We start from the raw sequence: 15,195 nt of genomic DNA on the forward strand, positions 1-15,195 counted from the left end.
TGACCCCAAGGAGAACTGTGAGCGATCTCGAGTCGATCTCATCGGCCTACCGAACCCTGCTGGGCATGATCGAGGAGGTGGAGCCCCGCATCGCACAGGCGACCCGCCAGGAGCTCACCGATCAGCGCGCGTCGCTGAAGCTCATCGCGTCCGAAAACTACGCGAGCCTCCCGGTACTGGCCACCATGGGTACCTGGATGAGCGACAAGTACGCCGAGGGCACCGTCGGTCACCGCTTCTACGCCGGTTGCCAGAACGTCGACACCGTCGAGGCCGTCGCCGCGGAGCACGCGCGCGAACTGTTCGGCGCCGAGTACGCCTACGTGCAGCCCCACTCGGGCATCGACGCCAACCTCACCGCCTACTGGGCCATCCTCGCGCACAAGATCGAGTCGCCCGCCCTCGAGGAGTTCGGCGCGAAGGGTGTCGCCGAGCTCAGCGAGGCCGACTGGGAGACCCTCCGTCGCCGCTTCGGCGAGCAGCGCCTGCTGGGCATGTCGCTCGACGCCGGCGGCCACCTGACGCACGGCTTCCGCCCCAACGTGTCGGGCAAGATGTTCCACCAGCGCTCCTACGGCACGGACCCGGAGACCGGCCTCCTCGACTACGAGGCCCTCCGCGCCCAGGCCAAGGAGTTCAAGCCGCTCGTGCTCGTGGCCGGCTACTCCGCCTACCCGCGCCGCATCAACTTCGCGAAGATGCGCGACATCGCCGACGAGGTGGGCGCCGTCCTCATGGTCGACATGGCCCACTTCGCGGGCCTCGTGGCCGGCAAGGTGTTCACGGGTGAGGAGGACCCGGTGCCCTACGCCGACGTCGTGACCACCACGACGCACAAGTCGCTGCGCGGCCCGCGCGGCGGCATGGTGATGGCGACGGCGGAGTACGCCCCGTCGGTGGACCGCGGCTGCCCGCTCGTGCTCGGTGGCCCGCTGTCGCACGTCATGGCAGCCAAGGCCGTGGCACTCGCCGAGGCCCGCACCGCCGAGTTCCGCACCTACGCGCAGGCCGTGGCCGACAACGCCAAGGCGCTGGCCGAGGGCCTGATGAAGCGTGGCGCCAAGCTCGTCACCGACGGCACCGACAACCACATCGTGTTGCTCGACACCACCAGCTTCGGCCTGACCGGCCGTCAGGGTGAGGCCGCGCTGCTCGACGCCGGCATCGTCACCAACCGCAACTCCGTGCCCAACGACCCCAACGGCGCCTGGTACACCTCCGGCGTGCGTCTCGGCACCCCGGCGCTGACCTCCCGCGGGTTCACCACGTCCGACATGGACGCCGTCGCCGACATGATCACCGGCGTGCTGAAGGCCACCAAGCCGACGACCACGTCGGCCGGCGCGCCGAGCAAGGCCAAGTTCGAGCTCGACGAGGCCGCGCGCAGCAACTCGCTGGCCGAGGCCGAGCGGCTGCTGAACCTGCACCCGCTGTACCCCGGGTTCGAGATCTGATCGCTCGCTGAAACGCAGACCCCGCAGGCCGATGGCCTGCGGGGTTTCGCGCTGTCAGGGGTGGGTGGCGGCGGCTCAGAGGACCTCGCGCACGGCCGCCATGATGGCCTGGACGTCGTCGACGGGCACGCTGGGGTCGTCGCTGGAGACGGTGACGATGCCGTGGTCCGCGCTGTCGAAGAGGCAGGTGGGCAGCTCGAAGCGGGCACCGCACAGCGCTTGCCCCTCCTCCACCCAGGTGAAGTCGTCCATCTGCGCCGCGTAGTCGTCGAGGCTGAACGGGCTGCGTTCGGCCAGCACGCTGACGGCCTGCAGGTTGTTGTCGGCGAGAGAGCCGCGGCTGTAGACCGGGTTGCCGAGGTATTCGAGCTGGAACTCACCGACGCTCTGGGGGACCAGCGACTCGTCGATGGTGACGGGGGCGACCTCCTCCAGCGCCGTCGCGTCTGACGACGCCGGGCCCGACGACGCGGGGTCCGTGGCCGGCGACGACTCCTGCTGGGAGGGTTCGGACTGGGTGCCCGACGGCTCGGTGGTGGCCGCCGTCGTGTCGGGGTCGGGGGTGGGTCCTGCCGAGGGCGTGCACGCCGCGCCCAGCGCCAGCATGGCGAGGGCCGCGATGGCGACCCCGAACTTCGTGCGTGAGTGCCTCATGGCGTGCTCCTTCCGGCGGACGATCCTGAGCAAGGGTAGCCGGGGCGCGGCTCAGTGCAGCAGCGCGACCGCCACGGCGGCGACACCCTCGCCGCGGCCGGTGAGCCCCAGCCCGTCGGTGGTGGTGGCGGTCACGGTCACCGTGGCCCCGAGGGCCTCCGCCATGACCCGCTGTGCGTGCTCCCGGTGGGCCGCGAAGCGTGGCCGGTTGCCGATGATCTGCACCGACACGTTGCCGATCTCGAAGCCGGCGGCCCTCACCCGGCGGGCCGTCTCGGTCAGGAAGGCGACTCCGCTGGCGCCGGCCCACTCGGGCTCGGAGGTGCCGTAGTTGGAACCCATGTCGCCCAGACCGGCCGCGCCGAAGAGCGCGTCGCAGGCGGCGTGGGCGGCGACGTCGCCGTCGGAGTGCCCCGCCAGGCCCGCCGTCTCGTCCGGGAAGTGCAGGCCGGCGACCCACATGGGGACGCCGTCCTCGAGGCGGTGCACGTCAGTGCCGATGCCGACGCGCATCAGCTCTCCTTCCGGCTGTGGAGGATGGCCCCGGCCAGGACGAGGTCTGTGGGTTCGGTGATCTTGAGGGCGTCACGGTGGCCCGCGACGAGCGAGACGTGCATGCCGGCGAATTCGCACACCGTCGCGTCGTCCGTGACCTCGACGGCCTCGTGCGCCACCTGGGCATGCGCCGCGCGCAGGGCACCGAGGCGCGCGCCTTGCGGGGTCTGGACGGCGCGGAGCCTGGCGCGGTTGACGACGACGGAGGTGTCGTCGTCGACGCGGCGCACGGAGTCGACGACGGGCACCACGGGGATGACGGCCTCTGCTCCCCCGGCGACGGCCTGGGCGACGGAGCGCACCACGGCCGGCGGCACGAGGGCGCGGGCGGCATCGTGCACGAGGACGACGGCGTCCGCAGGCGCCTCGAGCGCGGCGAGGCCGCGGGCCACGGACTCCTGCCGGGAGGCGCCGCCCGGCACGCACAGGACGGGGACGGGCACACCGTCGAGTTGTTGGTCGAACTCTACCTCGAAACCGGCCGGGATGGTCACGACGATGGCGCTGACCCCGCCGTCGACGAGGGCGTCGACGGCGCGGCGGGCAAGCGAGACGCCCTCCAGTTCGACGAGGGCCTTCGGCACGGGCGCACCCAGCCGGGAACCGATACCGGCCGCCACCACGACGGCGACGACCGGTATCCGAGTTGTTGTTGACATGTGTGGGAAACGAGTGTCAGGAAGCGAGCACTTCGTCGAGAAGCGTCTCGGCCTTCTCCTCGTCGCAGTCTTCGGCGAGGGCGAGCTCAGCGAGCAGGATGGCTCGGGCCTTGGCCAGCATGCGCTTCTCACCGGCGGAGAGGCCCTTGTCCCGGTCGCGGCGCCAGAGGTCACGCACGACCTCCGAGACCTTGATCACGTTGCCGGAGTGCAGCTTCTCCATGTTCGCCTTGAAGCGGCGCGACCAGTTGGCCGGCTCTTCGGTGTGCTCGGCGCGGAGGACGTCGAAGACGCGCTCAAGGCCTTCCTGGTCGACCACGTCGCGCACGCCGACGAGATCGAGGTTGTCGGACGGGACACGAATCACGAGGTCGTTCTGGCCGAGGACGCGCAGGACGAGGAACAGTTTGTCCTCACCCCTGATCTTCCGGTTCTCGATGTCCTCGATGACGGCCGTTCCATGGTTTGGGTAGACGACCGTCTCACCGATCGAAAAAGTCATATCTTGAAGACCACCTTTCCACCCTCAATTCTAGCAGGCGTATATACACCCCGGGCCGTCGCCCGTGATCGCGGGGTCCCGAAAGGCGGCGAACACTTCGCGCGGGGGCCGCTGGACTGGTTAGTATGTGCCCAACCATGCCCCTGACCGGAGGACACATGAGCAAGCCCGTGCGTCGTTTCGCGGCCATCATCGCCGCCGCAGCTCTCGCCGTTTCGATGAGCGCCTGCACCCGCGCCGGCTGGGTCTCCGATGCCCCGCCCGCCGCCGGGGTGCAGACCGAGCAGGACGGTTACAAGCTGCGCAACATCGTCGTCGTGGCGGACGAGTCCGGCCAGGCGATCCTGCTCGGCGGCCTCCACTCCCGCGACGACGCGGCAGAGGTGACGGGCATCACCGTCGCCGCCGAGGAGGGCTACGAAACCTACGGCGAGCCCGTCGACCTTGGCTTCACCGCGTCGATCCCCCGTGGCACCAGCGTGTACCTCGACGGCTCCGAGACGTCGTTCTCCAACCCTGAGCTGACTCCCGGCCGCCTGGCCGAGGTCGTCGTGACGTTCGACGGCGCCACGCAGCTGTCGGTCCACACTCCCGTGATGAGCGCCGAGCACGAGGACTTCGCGGAGTCGTTCTCCACCGCCGCTGGCTGAGCCGCAGCGCTGGTTGAGCCGCGAGCTCTGCGAGCGCGTCGAAACCCCTCACGCTGGTTGAGCCGCGAGCTCTGCGAGCGCGTCGAAACCCGGCGCGGACAGTACCCCTCGCTGATCACGGGTTGGCGGCTGCACCCTCGACTTGTCCGTGCTCGCTCTGGGCAAGGCAGCAACGCGACAGCTGCCCTGACCCCACCGTCGACAGGCGGCTCGACCCCACCACGTCCACGCCCTGAAACAAGCTGCGGGATTCCTCGGCGTCCACGCCGACAAATCCCGCAGCAGAGCCACAGCCGCCGAACAACCCCGGCCACCGCCCATCTGCCGCGGTAGCTGCCCTCACCCAGCCCGACCATCCAGCACCCAGACCTCACAGCGCCAGACGCCGACGACCTCAGCCGCCGTCCCCAAGCTCCGCCCCCGGGGCGGGAGTCACCCGTCGTACTTGTAACCCAAGCCCCGAACGGTGATCAGGCGCTGCGGGTCTGACGGGTCGCGCTCGATCTTCGAACGCAGCCGCTTGATGTGCACGTCCAGGGTCTTCGTGTCGCCCACGTAGTCGCTGCCCCAGATCCGGTCGATCAGCTGACCGCGCGTCATCACGCGCCCGGCGTTGCGCAGCAGCAGCTCCAGCAACTCGAACTCGCGCAGCGCGAACCTCACGTCCTCGCCGTCGACGGTGACCTGGTGCCGCTCGACGTCGATGCGCACGCCCCCGACCTCGACCACCTCGGGCAGCAGCACCTGGTCCATCCCGCGTCGCAGCACGGCGCGGATGCGCGCCACCAGTTCGCGGTGGCTGAACGGCTTGGTCACGTAGTCGTCGGCGCCGAGCTCGAGGCCCACCACCTTGTCGACCTCGGAGTCGCGGGCGGTGACCATCACGATCCCCACGTTGCCGCGGGCGCGCAGTTGGCGGCACACCTCGACGCCCGGGATGCCGGGCATCATCAGGTCGAGCAGCACGAGGTCTGCGCCGTTCTTGTCGTACTCCGCCAAGCCTTCGGCGCCGTCGGCCGCTGTCACGACGTCGAAGCCCTCCTTGCTCAACATGAAGCTGGTGGCGTCGCGGTACGAGTCCTCGTCCTCGATGATCAGGATGCGGGTCACGATTTCCATTCCTCCTCCGCCAACGCGGATTCTTGTGGGTCGGGGCCGAGATAGGCCGGCAGCCTCAGGGTGAACGTCGATCCCTGCCCCGGGCGCGACCATACCCGGATCGACCCACCGTGGGCCAAGGCGATGTGCCGCACGATGCTGAGGCCCAGGCCGGTGCCGCCCGCGTCACGCGAACGTCCGTAGTCCACCCGGTAGAAGCGTTCGAAGATGCGCTCCTGCTCCTCCTGGCTGATGCCGATGCCGTTGTCGGAGACCTTGATCTCGACGTAGCGATCGTTGTCGGAGGTCACCTGCAGGATGCTGAGGGTCACCCGCGCCTTCTCGTCGGAGTAGTTGATGGCGTTCTGCACCAGGTTGCTGACGGCGTCTGCCAGCTGCCAGCGGTCGCCGATCACGTAGGTGTGCGCGGTGCGGGCCACGATGAGGCTCACGCCGCGATTCTCGGCGCGTTCGCGGGAGCGGCTGACGGCCTCTGTGACCACCTCGTGCACGTCGACGATCTCGCGGCTCAGCATCGGGTCCTCCGACTGCAGGCGCGACAGGTCGATGATCTGGTTGACCAGCTCCGCCAGCCGCGACGACTCGTGCTGCAGGCGGCCGGCGAAGCGCTGCACCGCGTCGGGGTCGTCGCTGGCGGCCTCGACCGCCTCCGCGAGCACGCTCAACGCGCCGATGGGGGTCTTCAGCTCGTGGGAGATGTTGGCGACGAAGTCGCGGCGCACCGCCTCGACCCGCCGCTGCGACGACTCGTCGTCGGCGATGACCAGCACCACCTCGTTGCCGATGGGCGCCACCCGGGCGGCCAGTTCGAGCGGTTCGGCGCCGGGGTGCATCTCTCGGCGGATGGTGCCCCGGTAGAGGGTGCCGCTGGCGCGGACCTCCCGGATCTTGTCCAGCAGCGTGGCGAAGCCGACGCGGCTGCCGCGGGCCAGGTTCAGCACGATGCCCGGCTCGTTGACGTGCAGGATCTCGTCGTGCGGGCCGACCAGCATGGCGCCGGACTGCAGCAGGTCCATCGAGGTGCGCAGCTCCGCGCTGGCAACGGCGTTGCCCTGGGCCTCGAGCATTCGACGGCGGGCCAGGCCACGGCGGACGACGAGCACGAACGCGACGACCACCAAGGCCAGACAGGCCCCAATGAGGCCGGCGACCGCAGGATGCATACCAAGCATCCTATGGGTCCGGGCCCGGCCCGCTCACCCATCACTCAACACCGACCGTAGTCGTCGACCCTTCGCCCCCAACCCTTCATCGTGAGTTCACCGCTCGTTAACCCGACAGTCACGCCCCTGTAGGTGGGTGGCCTACCCTCGAGCGGGAAGGGCGTCCAGCTAGACTCTGGACAACCGTGACAAAGGAGCACCGCACTATGCGCACCAGCTACCATGAGGAACTCAATTCGGTCCTGGACCACCTCGTTCATATGGCAGACCTCGTCGAGATCGCGATCCGCGAGGCATCCGAGGCGCTGCTGACTGCTGACCTCGGTCGCGCGGAGGCCGTGATCACCAACGATGCGCAGCTCGACCAGATGCACGAGGAGCTCGAGTACCAGTGCCTCAGCCTCCTCGCGCTCCAGGCCCCCGTCGCCGGCGAACTGCGCACCATCGTCTCCGCCATCCGCGTGGTGTTCGAGCTTGCCCGCATGGGTGACCTCGCCGCCCACATCGCGAAGATCGCCCGCCTGCGCTACCCGGCGCACGCCGTGCCGGAACGGTTCGAGCCGAACTTCCGCGAGATGGCCGAGATCGCCGAGAAGGTCATCGACGTGGCCCGCCTGTCGCTGCTGGAGCGCGACGCCCAGGGCGCACGCACCCTCGCCACGATCGACGCGAAGATGGACGGGCTGCGGCGCGACCACTTCACGGAGATCTTCCGTGAGGGCTCGGACATCGACGTCGAGGGCGCAGTCGACGTGGCCCTCCTCGGCCGATACTTCGAGCGCTTCTCGGACCACGCCGTCGCCGTGGGCCGCCGGGTGATCTACATCATCACCGGTGAGGTGCCCGAGGGCGTCGACTGGCCCAACGCCTGACCCCCGTCCCATCCTCCCGCGAGCGCGGGCGCCCCATCGGCGCCCGCGCTCTCGCGTCGCAGCGTGGGGGTATCGCTCCGCGGTCATCGGGCGGGGCGGCTGCGCGGGCGGGAGTCGTCGCCGGTAATGTTGGGCGCATGACTGCCAAGCTGATCCTGCTCCGCCACGGCGAGAGCGAATGGAACGCCAAGAACCTGTTCACCGGCTGGGTGGACGTCGACATCAATGAGAAGGGCATCGAGGAGGGCAAGAAGGCCGCCGAGCTGCTGAAGCAGGAGGGCCTCCTGCCGGACATCCTCCACACGTCCCTCCTGCGCCGCGCCATCCACACCGCCTACCTCGCGCTCGACGGCTGCGACCGCCACTGGATCCCCGTCAAGCGCAACTGGCGCCTCAACGAGCGCCACTACGGCGCGCTGCAGGGCAAGAACAAGGCGCAGACGCTGGAGCAGTTCGGCGAGGAGCAGTTCATGCTGTGGCGCCGCAGCTACGACAGCCCGCCGCCGCCGATCGACGTCGACGACGAGTTCAGCCAGCACCACGACCCGCGCTACGCCGACATCCCGGAGGCCGACCGCCCCCGCACCGAGTGCCTCAAGGACGTCGTCGCCCGCCTGCTGCCGTACTGGGAGGCACACATCGTGCCCGACCTCGCCGAGGGCAAGACCGTGCTGGTCACCGCGCACGGCAACTCGCTGCGCGCGCTGGTCAAGCACCTCGACGGCATCTCCGACGAGGACATCGCCGGCCTGAACATCCCCACCGGCATCCCGCTCTACTACGAGCTCGACGAGGACTTCAAGCCGGTCACCCCGGGCGGCCGCTACCTCGACCCGGAGGCCGCGAAGGCGTCCATCGAGGCCGTCAAGAACCAGGGCAAGAAGTAACCATCACCAGGCACACAGCCCGCAGGCCCCGCGTGATCGCGGGGCCTGCGCTGCTGTGCCTGCTGCTCTCCGGCTGCTTCCCGGCCCCCGGGCCCCTCACGGCCGACCCCACCCCCGCCATCGAGGGCGCCGCCAGCACCACCGCAGCCCCCAGCGCCACACCGACCCCCACCGCCGCCCCCACCCCCAGCGAGAGCCCGACGGAGGGCCCGGCTGCTGCCGCCGTCGGGGGCCTGGTGCGTGTGGCGGGAATCATCGACGGCGACACCATCGACGTGCGGATCGACGGCGTGCGCACCCGCGTGCGCGTCATCGGCATCGACACCCCCGAGCGTGACGACTGCGGCTACCAGGAGGCGGCCAGCGCCATGCAGTCGCTGGTCCAGTCGCGCGACGTGCGCCTCGAGTCCGATCCCACCCAGGGCGACACGGACCGCTACGACAGGCTGCTGCGGCACGTCTTCACCGCCGACGGCGTCAACGTGGCTGAGGAGATCATCTCCCGCGGGCTCGGGCGCGAGTACACCTACGCCGCGCCCTACAAGTACGTCGACGACCACCTCGCCGCGCAGGCCGACGCCCAGCAGCAGGGGCTCGGCCTCTGGGGCTCGATGTGCGGCGGGGCCCAGCCCGAGGACACGCAGGCCGCCGTCGCGCCCCTCGCGCCGGTGGCGCCCGTTGCCCCCGGCGGTGCGGGCGACTGCGTCATCAAGGGCAACATCAACCGGGAGGGCGAGCGGATCTACCACGTGCCCGGCCAGGAATACTACGACCGCACCAAGATCGACGTCGTCGACGGCGAGCAGTGGTTCTGCACCCCTGAGGAGGCGGAGGCCGCCGGCTGGCGGCCCGCCAAGCGCTGACCCCTCCCCCGGGCCGACGACGGCGCCGGGGATACAGTGATCCGCATGAAGACTGCCCTCGTGACCGGTGCCAGCTCGGGCATCGGAGCCGCCACCGCCCGCCAACTCGCCGCCGCGGGCTACCGCGTGATCTGCGCCGCCCGTCGCGCTGAGCGCATCGCCACGCTGGCCGACGAGATCGGTGGCGCCGCCGTCGTGTGCGACATCACCTCCGACGCCGACGTGGCCCGCTTGGCGGAGGCAGTCGGCGACCGGCTCGACGTGCTGGTCAACAACGCCGGAGGGGCGCTGGGCCAGGAGCCCGTGGCCGAGGCGGACCTCGACAAGTGGGCAGCGATGATCGCGACGAACACCGTGGGCACCGCGCGGGTGACCAAGGCGCTGCTCCCGGCGCTGATCGCGGCCGAGGGCGTCGTCGTGTTCGTCACCTCGATGGCCGCGGACGCGGGCTACGAGGGCGGTGCCGGGTACTGCGCGGCGAAGGCCGGCGAGCGCGCCGTCGTCGAGTCATTGCGGCTGGAACTGTTCGACCAGCCGGTGCGGATCACCGAGATCGCACCGGGCATGGTGCGCACGGACGAGTTCGCCCTCACCCGCTTCGACGGTGATCGCGAGCGGGCCGACAAGGTCTACGCCGGTGTCGCCGAGCCGCTGCTGGCGGAGGACGTGGCGGACGCCATCGTCTTCATGGCGACCCGCCCCAAGCACGTGAACATCGACCGGCTGGCGATCCGCCCCCGGGCCCAGGCCGCGATGCACAAGGTGCACCGCACCGCCGTTTCCTGAGCCGGACGAAGTCTCCTGAGCCGCGAGTCCTACGAGCGGTCGAAGGACCGGCGAGCTGACACACAACCCTGACACAACGCCCAGCGCCCATCGACCGGGCGCCGGGCGCCCGGCTCAGGGAACGCCGTTTCCTGAGCCGCGAGTCCTACGAGCGGTCGAAGGACCGGCGAGCTGACACACAACCCTGACACAACGCCCAGCGCCCTTCGACCGGGCGCCGGGCGCCCGGCTCAGGGAACGCCGTTTCCTGAGCCGCGAGTCCTACGAGCGGTCGAAGGACCGGCGAGCTCGCATGCAACGCCGCTGATAGGCCCAGCGCACTTCGACCGGGCGCTGGGCGCCCGGCTCAGGGAACGTTCCCTGAGCCGCGAGTCCTACGAGCGGTCGAAGGACCGGCGAGCTGACACACAACCCTGACACAACGCCCAGCGCCCTTCGACCGGGCGCCGGGCGCCCGACTCAGGGAACGTCTCCTGAGCCGCGAGTCCTACGAGCGGTCGAAGGACCAGCGAGCTGACACACAACCCCGCGCCAACGCCCAGGGCCCTTCGACCGGGCGCCGGGCGCCCGACTCAGGGAACCACGTTTCCTGAGCCGCGAGTCCTACGAGCGGTCGAAGGGCGCCAAGCTCAGGAAGCAAACATCACGATGTTGTTGAACACCCAGTCATTCGCCTGGCTGAACGCGTACCCACCAGCCGCCTTCGGCGTGGCCGCGTACACCGTCGTCAACGTGTAGCTCCGGCACGCGCCCCGGCCCGTGGCCGCCGTGTCACACTCGGTGCGCCACTGACGACCACCCGACGTGAACTCACCAGCGGCACCCAGCGGGTTGCCCTTCCACGCCTCACGCGTCATGAACGGCAGATACGTCAGGTTGTTGAACGCCCACCCGCTCTCGCGGACGAACTGACCGTTCTCGACCTTGACCACCGTCGCCCAGATCTCAGTGCGGCAGCGCTCCGTCTGCGAATACGCCTCACACGTGGTCATCCACTGCCGACCATTGAGGTTGTGCGTACCGGCCAACGTGTACGGCGCCGTCCGCACGAACCCCGGCTTCGCCGGCGTCGTCGTCGGCTTCGCGCTCGGCGACACCGTCGGCTTGGCGCTCGGCGACACCGTCGGCTTGGCACTCGGCGACTTCGACGGGCTCGGCGACACCGAAGGACTCGGCGACGGCGACGGCGACGCCTCACCACAGGTGAACTGCGCGTCGCCCCAGATGCCGTGCGCCGCACCGATGCCGGAGACGCCCTGGATGCCGAGCTGGATGAAGTCGACTCCGGTCACGTCGAGGTCGACGACGTCGGGCTCGGTGAACGCCTCCACGAAGCTGCGGGAGCGGAACACCTCCGCACCGTCGGATTCCACGGTGAACACCACCGGGCCGTAGTAGCCGTCCTCGTGTCCCACCTCGGCGGTGAAGCGCGTGCACTCGCCGCCCAGGTAGTAGAGGATGGCGCCGTTGGCGTGCACGCCCAGGCCCTTCTCGTAGACGACCTTGGCGCCCTCGGCGTCGACGTAGTGGCTGCGCAGCGGCCCGGACGTGGTCTGGCCCGGGTCGATGTTGACCATGTCGCGGCCGATCGTGCCGTAGCCGTTGGAGGCCGAGACCCACTCCCAGTCCGACGCCCACACCGTCTCGGTGGGCGCGGCGGGCAGCGCCTTGGTCACCAGCTCCCACGCGAACAGCTTCAACGTGGACGACGGCGGCAGCGTCACCGACTGGACGGTCTTGGCCGGGTTCACCGGCACGAAGTTCTGGTAGATCTGGTAGCTGTAGTCGCCGTACTCGTAGTTGCCCGTGGCGTTGTTGCGGCCCTTGGTCTCGATGCCGACGGTGGAGCCGAGCATGCCGTGCTGGGACTGGTAGAGCCAGTTCGGGAAGCCCGCGCTGCCGGTGGAGCTGGTGCCGTCGGTGTAGTTGATCCTGAACTGGCCCGTGACGCCCGCCGCCGTGGCCGCTGAGCCGAGGATGGCCAGGTGCGTGCCCTTGCCGTTGAGCGTGACGGTCTGGCCGCCGACGACGACCGAGTTCGGCTCGTCGGGCACCGGGGCCCAGCCGTAGGTCACCGGGACGTCGCCCGTGTCGACGGTGACCTCGCCGCCCGGCTCGATGCCCCGCGACTCCAGCTGTTCGGCCGCGAACGAGGCGCCGCCGCCGTCGAAGTTGCCCAGCGAGGCGTTGGCCAGCGTGGTGATCGACACGTGGTTGAACGCGTCTGCCAGCGAGCCGTAGGTCAGCTCGGTGGCCGCGGAGGCGACGGCGGTGTTCTCGTTGCCGGCCGAGTCACGGTAGGTGGCCGTGCCCGAGAGCTGCGTGACGCCCGGCGCCGCGTCCTGGCCGGCCCGGATGACGAAGGTCTGCGACGCGGACGCGCCGCCCGCGACGGTGCCGGGTGCGGCGCCGGTGGACACCAGGGTCCAGCCGGAGGGCAGGGCCAGCGACACCGCCACGCCGGTCTTCTGGACCGCTGCGGTGTTGGTGAAGGTCGCGGTCACGGTGGTGTCGGTGCCGCGTCCGGTGACGGCCGGGAGGCTCAGCGCGAGCTGCGCCATCGTCGCGTCCGGGGCCTCGCCGCCGACGGCGGAGGTGCCCACGAGCTTCACCACGGTGGTGGCCGTGGACGCCAGCGTGCCGGCCTTGACCGTCACGGCGCCGGCAGCGGCGTCGTAGAACCAGCCCGTCGCGGCCGACTCGAGCGCGGCTGCGGAGGCGGCCTCGGCGACGGCGGCGCCGCCGACGGTGACCGAGCTGGGCTTGCTGGCGGTGTGGGCCACGACGCGGTACGGCCGCGCGGCCGCCTTGCCGGCGTACTCGCCCTGGCGCTGGCCGATGGTGACGGTCACGTCGCCGGGGCCCGAGGCGGGGGCGGCAACCGACAGCGTCTGCAGGCTGCGCGCACCGTCCCGGTAGGCGCGGGTGACCTTGTCGTCCTCGTAGAGCGTGTAGCTCGACGACCCGCTGGGGTAGACCTGCACGGTCAGCTCGGCGTTCTCCGGGGTGAGGTTGGAGTTGCGCGCGACGATGCCGTGCGGCACGACCGCGCCGGCCCGGACGAACACGGGCAGCCTGTCCAGCGGTGCCGGGTGGTTGTTCAGCACCTGGCCGCCCGGGTACAGGCGTCCGGTCCAGTAGTCGACCCACGTCTCGCCCGCGGGCAGGTAGATGCCGCTGCGCGAGCGGGCTGCCGTGAACACCGGTGCCACGAGGTAGTCGGAGCCCAGCATGAACTGGTTGTTGGCCTCGTCGGAGTAGGAGCCGAGGTCCTCGGGGAACTCGATGGCCATGTGCCGCATCACCGGGGTGCCGGTGGCGTGCGCCTCCTGCGACAGCGAGTAGATGTAGGGCATCAGCTGCTGACGCAGTTGCAGGTAGGAGCGGTTGATCTCGGTGGCCTCGGCGCCGTACAGCCAGGGGCGCTTGTCGGTGTGGGACCAGCCCGACATCGAGTACAGCGCGGGCGCGAACGCCTTCCACTGCAGGTCACGCACGTAGCTCTCGGCGCTGCCGCCGAAGATGCCGTCGACGTCACCGGTGGCGAACGGCTGGCCGGAGTTGCCGGAGCCGGTCAGTGCGGAGACCTGCCAGCGCACCGCGTCGAGGTTGCCGGAGTGGTCGCCGGTCCAGGTCATGCCGCAGCGCTGGGCGCCGGCCCAGCCCTCGACCATGAGCGCCGTGCCGCGCGCCTCCGAGTTGTCCTCGATGCCCTTGTTGGCCGACTCGCAGGCAGTCAGGGCCATGCGGTAGCCGGAGCCCACCCAGGCGACGTCGAGCTTGCGCAGCCGGATGCCGGCCTCGCCCACCTCGTAGGGCTGGTTGGTCAGCGACCGCTGGGTCCACAGGCCGGTCTTCAGGCCGGTCTGGTCCTCGATGGCCTGCACCGTCTCCGGCAGGTCGACGTATTCACAGCCGTAGCCGTCGTTGACGAGCATCCAGCCGCCGGGCATGTCGTTCTCGACGAAGTCCTTGGCGATCTCGATGGCGTCCGGCGTGGTCAGCTTCCCGGGCGTGCGGTCGCCGTTGTAGGTGGAGCTGCTGCGGTTGTAGCAGTCGGCGTCGCCGTACTCCAGCGCATACACCGGTGGGAGGTGCGGCCGGCCGGTCAGCTTGGTGTAGCCGTCCAGGGCCTCCTTGTAGTCGCCGGCGAAGTAGTACGCGTCGAAGCGGGTCTCCTCGTGCGCGGTGGTGCCGTTGACGAAGTCGTAGGTGCCGCGCGCGAAGGTGTTGCGCAGCACGCCGTAGCCGGCGGAGCTGAGGTAGAACGGGACCGAGTTGGGGTAGCCGTGGTCGTCCCAGTCGAAGTTGCGGGCCACGTTGATGACCGACCCTGTGTGGATCGAGCGGCCGTTCTGCATGCCGCCGCCCAAGAACTGCTCGTCGGCGTCGACCACGAGCCGCTGCGCGGTGTTGGCCGCGCGGAACTCCAGCGGCGAGGCCTCCTGCCAGATCACGCTGCCGTCGGCACGCTTCGCGGTCATGACGCCGGTGGCCTTCACGACCTCGATGCTGACCCCTCCGGCGGCCTTGATCACGACGGTGGCGCCGTCGGTCACCGACGCCGTGGCGCCCGGGAACTCGGACAGGCCCACGATGATGTTGGCGCTCTGGGTGGCGTCGCCCTGCGGGGTGTTCGCCGGGTCGAGGAACTCGCCGCGGGTGGCCTCGACGCGGAACGTCTCGCCATCGAGGAACGAGATACGCACCTTGCCGCGCTCGGCGGTGAGCGTGGCCTGGTTGCCCGACGAGGCGACGGCCGTGATGCGGCCCAGCGTCGTGGCCGTGCCGGTCAGCGGCACCTCGGGGGTGGCGGGCTTGGGCGTGACGGGAGTGCTGCCGTACGGCTGCGTCCCCACCTCGACCGCAGTGGCGGGGGTGGTGACGAGGCCGGCGGTGGCGATGAGTGCTGGGACGAGCAAGCTGGTCGCCAACAGGTGTTTCGTGCTGCGCATGGATGCCTTTCGCCTTTGAAGGGGTCAAGGCCACCTTCCGAGGGGCATCCGGGCCCGTCAAGGACAAACGGCCAAA

At 70.1% G+C, this 15,195-nt stretch carries 13 protein-coding genes; 6 read left to right on the forward strand and 7 right to left on the reverse strand.

Annotation, left to right across the window (positions count from 1 at the left end; translation table 11 throughout):
• Positions 1-17 precede the first annotated feature (17 nt).
• Positions 18-1,454: a glycine hydroxymethyltransferase gene (locus ABEA30_RS01515; RefSeq protein WP_345577937.1), complete on the forward strand. Its 1,437-nt coding sequence runs from the start codon at positions 18-20 to the stop codon at positions 1,452-1,454.
• A 75-nt stretch (positions 1,455-1,529) separates the two neighbouring features.
• Here the strand turns inward: ABEA30_RS01515 and ABEA30_RS01520 are convergent, their stop codons facing one another.
• From ABEA30_RS01520 to ABEA30_RS01535, 4 genes are read right to left on the reverse strand one after another with little or no spacing between them, the layout of a single operon-like run.
• On the reverse strand, positions 1,530-2,108 hold the full coding sequence (locus tag ABEA30_RS01520) for a hypothetical protein (RefSeq protein ID WP_345577940.1): 579 nt from the start codon (positions 2,106-2,108) through the stop codon (positions 1,530-1,532).
• A gap of 51 nt (positions 2,109-2,159) precedes the next feature.
• The gene (gene ispF, locus ABEA30_RS01525) at positions 2,160-2,621 is read right to left on the reverse strand and encodes a 2-C-methyl-D-erythritol 2,4-cyclodiphosphate synthase (RefSeq protein ID WP_345577943.1); all 462 of its coding nucleotides are present in this window, start codon (positions 2,619-2,621) and stop codon (positions 2,160-2,162) included.
• Positions 2,621-3,322, reverse strand: a complete 702-nt coding sequence (gene ispD, locus ABEA30_RS01530; RefSeq protein WP_345577945.1) for a 2-C-methyl-D-erythritol 4-phosphate cytidylyltransferase — start codon at positions 3,320-3,322, stop codon at positions 2,621-2,623. Before ispD ends, ispF begins: the two co-directional genes overlap by 1 nt.
• A gap of 16 nt (positions 3,323-3,338) precedes the next feature.
• Positions 3,339-3,824, reverse strand: a complete 486-nt coding sequence (locus ABEA30_RS01535; protein WP_345577948.1) for a CarD family transcriptional regulator — start codon at positions 3,822-3,824, stop codon at positions 3,339-3,341.
• 158 nt (positions 3,825-3,982) lie between these two features.
• Here ABEA30_RS01535 and ABEA30_RS01540 point away from each other — a divergent pair, with 158 nt between their 5' ends.
• Positions 3,983-4,474 (forward strand): hypothetical protein, encoded by a 492-nt coding sequence (locus ABEA30_RS01540; RefSeq protein WP_345577950.1) that lies wholly within the window; start codon positions 3,983-3,985, stop codon positions 4,472-4,474.
• A 432-nt stretch (positions 4,475-4,906) separates the two neighbouring features.
• Here ABEA30_RS01540 and ABEA30_RS01545 read toward each other — a convergent pair whose 3' ends face one another.
• Both ABEA30_RS01545 and ABEA30_RS01550 read right to left on the reverse strand, forming a co-directional pair.
• On the reverse strand, positions 4,907-5,584 hold the full coding sequence (locus ABEA30_RS01545; RefSeq protein ID WP_345577952.1) for a response regulator transcription factor: 678 nt from the start codon (positions 5,582-5,584) through the stop codon (positions 4,907-4,909).
• Positions 5,581-6,756, reverse strand: a complete 1,176-nt coding sequence (locus ABEA30_RS01550) for a sensor histidine kinase (RefSeq protein ID WP_345577954.1) — start codon at positions 6,754-6,756, stop codon at positions 5,581-5,583. Before ABEA30_RS01550 ends, ABEA30_RS01545 begins: the two co-directional genes overlap by 4 nt.
• Before the next feature lie 206 nt (positions 6,757-6,962).
• Between ABEA30_RS01550 and phoU the strand changes: the two genes are divergently transcribed.
• From phoU to ABEA30_RS01570, 4 genes are all read left to right on the forward strand, one after another.
• Entirely contained in the window at positions 6,963-7,628 is a 666-nt protein-coding gene (phoU, locus tag ABEA30_RS01555; protein ID WP_345577956.1) for a phosphate signaling complex protein PhoU, read from the forward strand.
• A 137-nt stretch (positions 7,629-7,765) separates the two neighbouring features.
• On the forward strand, positions 7,766-8,515 hold the full coding sequence (locus ABEA30_RS01560; protein WP_345577958.1) for a phosphoglyceromutase: 750 nt from the start codon (positions 7,766-7,768) through the stop codon (positions 8,513-8,515).
• 32 nt (positions 8,516-8,547) lie between these two features.
• The gene (locus ABEA30_RS15895) at positions 8,548-9,378 is read left to right on the forward strand and encodes a thermonuclease family protein (RefSeq protein WP_386086080.1); all 831 of its coding nucleotides are present in this window, start codon (positions 8,548-8,550) and stop codon (positions 9,376-9,378) included.
• A gap of 45 nt (positions 9,379-9,423) precedes the next feature.
• Positions 9,424-10,164 (forward strand): SDR family NAD(P)-dependent oxidoreductase, encoded by a 741-nt coding sequence (locus ABEA30_RS01570; protein WP_345577960.1) that lies wholly within the window; start codon positions 9,424-9,426, stop codon positions 10,162-10,164.
• Positions 10,165-10,793: 629 nt separating this feature from the next.
• Here ABEA30_RS01570 and ABEA30_RS01575 read toward each other — a convergent pair.
• Positions 10,794-15,119: an NPCBM/NEW2 domain-containing protein gene (locus ABEA30_RS01575; RefSeq protein WP_345577962.1), complete on the reverse strand. Its 4,326-nt coding sequence runs from the start codon at positions 15,117-15,119 to the stop codon at positions 10,794-10,796.
• Positions 15,120-15,195: the final 76 nt, after the last annotated feature.

It is taken from the genome of Tessaracoccus lubricantis, from assembly GCF_039544535.1.
Classification (GTDB): domain Bacteria; phylum Actinomycetota; class Actinomycetes; order Propionibacteriales; family Propionibacteriaceae; genus Arachnia; species Arachnia lubricantis.